Genomic DNA, 2,795 nt, shown 5'->3' on the forward strand with positions numbered 1-2,795 from the left:
CGGACGATGGTCGTGGGTCGGTGCCGGCGGCCGGGCTCCGGCCGGTGAGCGTTGTCGAGGTTGTGCGGACGGCCGGGCTCCACCCGGTGGCGGCCGGCCCGTCCACCGAGGCGGTGGTGCTGGTGGCGGGCTCGCGGGCCGGCGGGGTCGTCCAACGTGCTCTGGAGCTGGGGCTGGACGTGCGGTACCGGCCGGTCCGGCTCGTCCCGCTGTTCGACGAAGCCGCGCAGCCCACCGCTGCCACGGGTGCGGGGTCTGTCGGCTCGGGGCCTGTCGGCTCGGGGTCTGGCCAGCCGCCGGGCGAGCTCGGGCGGAGCGCTCCGGCCTCGGGATCTGCCAGCTCGGGGCCTGGCGCCGTCGTCGAGCCGTCATGGTCCGCCGCCGGTGGCGGGCGAGGGACGGGAGAGAGCGTCGCCGGGGCATCATGGTCCGCCGCCAACGGCGGACGGAGGGCGGGAAGGGCCGTCGCCGGGGCGTCCCATGGCGGACGAGTTGCCATCGAATTACGACTGTCCGTGACAGGCTCCAGAACCTCCTGGGTGTACGGGCAGAGCTCCAGGGTGCCTGCGTCGACGTCGGGGGAGCCGTTGCCCGCGTCGTTGCTGACTGCGCTCGATCATGACCCGTTCGTGCTGGTCTGCCGGGTGACCGGCGACGCGCTGCTGGTCCAGCACGCCATGGCGTCCGCGCTGCCCGACCCGCTGCTCGCCGACCTGGTGGACGCCGGCACGTGGGTGCTGGCCGACGCCTCCTTCGGCTGCTGGCGGCTGGCCGGTCTCGGTGAGCCCACGGACGCGGCCACGCTCGTCCGGCTCGCCGACGACTACCCGCTGGAGGCTCCGGACCCGGTCGCATCGGCGGTGGCCGGCACGTCACCAGCGGCGGGCAGCGCGTCGTTGCGGCTGGAGGGGCGGGCGGTCGCGATCGTCCCGGCCCGTACCAGCGAGGCCGACGCCGAAGCGGCGCTGCTCGACGACGACGATCTCACGGCCGTCCCGTTGCTGCTGGAAGGGCATCCGCTCGCCGAGACCGCGTTCGTCGTCCGCGGCCGGGACAGGCATCTGCTGCTGGCCCCCGGCGGCCTGCTCGAACGGCTGCCGGTCGGTGAGCCGCTATACCGCCTCGGGCCCGGCCCGCTGTTCCTGCCGGTCGGCTACCGGACGCGCCCGCGGCTGCCCCCGAGCGCCCGCCGGGCCCTGTTCGGCGCCGGGGACGACGTCGCCGTGGTGGCGCTGCCGGACCGGGCCGTCGCCTTCGACCTGCGCACCCGCCACCCGGTGTGGACGCTGTGGGCCGGCCCCGGCCCGCAGCTGGACCTCCAGCTCCCCCCGGAGATCGAAGCGGCGCTGGCGGACGTCGACGCGCAGGCCACCCCACGCCCACCGGAGCCCGAGCCCGAGCCGGCACCGCAACCACCCGCCGGTGGCCTGCAACGCGCCCGCGAGCTGTGGAAGAAACTGCGTAGCCGCGCACCGGAGGCCCCCTCAGCACCGCGTACCTGGCTGAACGACGCCCTCGACGCCGAATTCGCGGACGACTGGGCCCGCGCCGCGGAGCTCCACGAACGCCACGGCGACCCGCTGCGCGCCGCCCACCTCTACGAACGCGCCGCCCGCCGTAACGGAACCCGCACCTCCCACAGAGACTCCCCGTGACCAACGGCCGCCTTGCGGCCCTCCCACACCGGAACGAGTGCTCAAGTGGCTGTTAGAGCAACCACTTGAGCACTCGTTATCGTGATCGCTTTTCTTTCCCGAGCACGTGGCTGAGGGTCGGTACCTCGGATGCCTTCGGCATCGCCCCAAATGGGGGTAAGCCGGGCGGCTTACGGGTCAGGCTGGGAGGGTTTTCACCTCGTAGGCCGACAGCCGGCCGTCCGCGGTGATCAACGGGACGTCCAGTGCCTGTGCCTGCGCTACCAGGAGCCGGTCGAAGGGATCCCGGTGATGGTCCGGCAGCGCCGCCACCCGCAGCACGTGGTCGTGCTCGATCGCGAGCGGGGTCACGCCCGTGCGCCGTATCCGGTCCGGCACGTAGCTGCGCGGCGGTTCGGGGAGGGCCAGTTTGCCCAGCCGGTATTTGATCGAGATCTCCCAGCCGCTGGCGGCCGACAGCAGGATCTCGTTGGCGGTGTCGGCCAGCAGGTCACGGGTGTCCGCGCGCAGGCGCCGCGGCTCGGCGAGCGACCAGAGCCATGCCTGCGTGTCGATCAGATAGCGGCTCACCGGTAGAAGCTGTCCTCGATGTCGTCGGGCAGCGGGGCGTCGAAGTCGTCGGGGACGGTGAACCGCCCCTCGTCGACGCCGATCTCGCGCATGCTCCGGGGGGCGAACGGGATGATCTTGGCTACCGGCTTGCCGCTGCGCAGGATGTCGACCTCCTGACCTGCCGCCACGGCGCGCAGCAGTTCGGACAGCCGGGTCTTCGCCTCGTGCACGCCGACCTGGATAGTGGGCTTAGCCATGAACTTAGTCTATCTCCGGGCTGGCGCAACGGAGCAACCGGCAGAGCGGCACCACGCAGTGGCGCAGAGCGGCACCGCGCAGTGGCGGGGTGCGCTGCCGGCCCTTCCGGACGGTGATGTCTTCCACGGTCATGTGGAGGAAGCGCGCCGCCGTCCCGTGGATACCTCCAGCCGTAGGTGAAAAACGTCATGGCAGCAGCGTTTTCCACCTACGGGTTCCGCGACCGTAGGTGGAAAACGTTGTGTCAGTAGCGGTTTCCACCTACGGCTGCCCGGGTTGTGGGAGCGAGGAGGGCGTGGATGGCGGCGGCGAGGGTGACCGGGTCGGGGT

At 72.3% G+C, this 2,795-nt stretch carries 3 protein-coding genes; 1 reads left to right on the plus strand and 2 read right to left on the minus strand.

Annotated elements, in window-relative coordinates; translation table 11 throughout:
• Positions 1-515: 515 nt before the first annotated feature.
• Positions 516-1,655 carry a DUF8588 domain-containing protein gene (locus AC5LUJ_RS24165; RefSeq protein WP_493465859.1) on the plus strand — a complete coding sequence of 380 codons (1,140 nt, stop codon included), beginning with the start codon at positions 516-518 and terminating at the stop codon, positions 1,653-1,655.
• Positions 1,656-1,832: 177 nt separating this feature from the next.
• Here AC5LUJ_RS24165 and AC5LUJ_RS24170 read toward each other — a convergent pair whose 3' ends face one another.
• Both AC5LUJ_RS24170 and AC5LUJ_RS24175 read right to left on the minus strand, forming a co-directional pair.
• Positions 1,833-2,225 (minus strand): type II toxin-antitoxin system VapC family toxin, encoded by a 393-nt coding sequence (locus AC5LUJ_RS24170; protein ID WP_250291566.1) that lies wholly within the window; start codon positions 2,223-2,225, stop codon positions 1,833-1,835.
• Positions 2,222-2,464, minus strand: coding sequence for a type II toxin-antitoxin system Phd/YefM family antitoxin (locus tag AC5LUJ_RS24175; RefSeq protein WP_250291565.1), 243 nt, complete (start codon positions 2,462-2,464; stop codon positions 2,222-2,224). Before AC5LUJ_RS24175 ends, AC5LUJ_RS24170 begins: the two co-directional genes overlap by 4 nt.
• Positions 2,465-2,795: the final 331 nt, after the last annotated feature.

The sequence above is a fragment of the Protofrankia sp. CiP1_Cm_nod3 genome, from assembly GCF_982290655.1.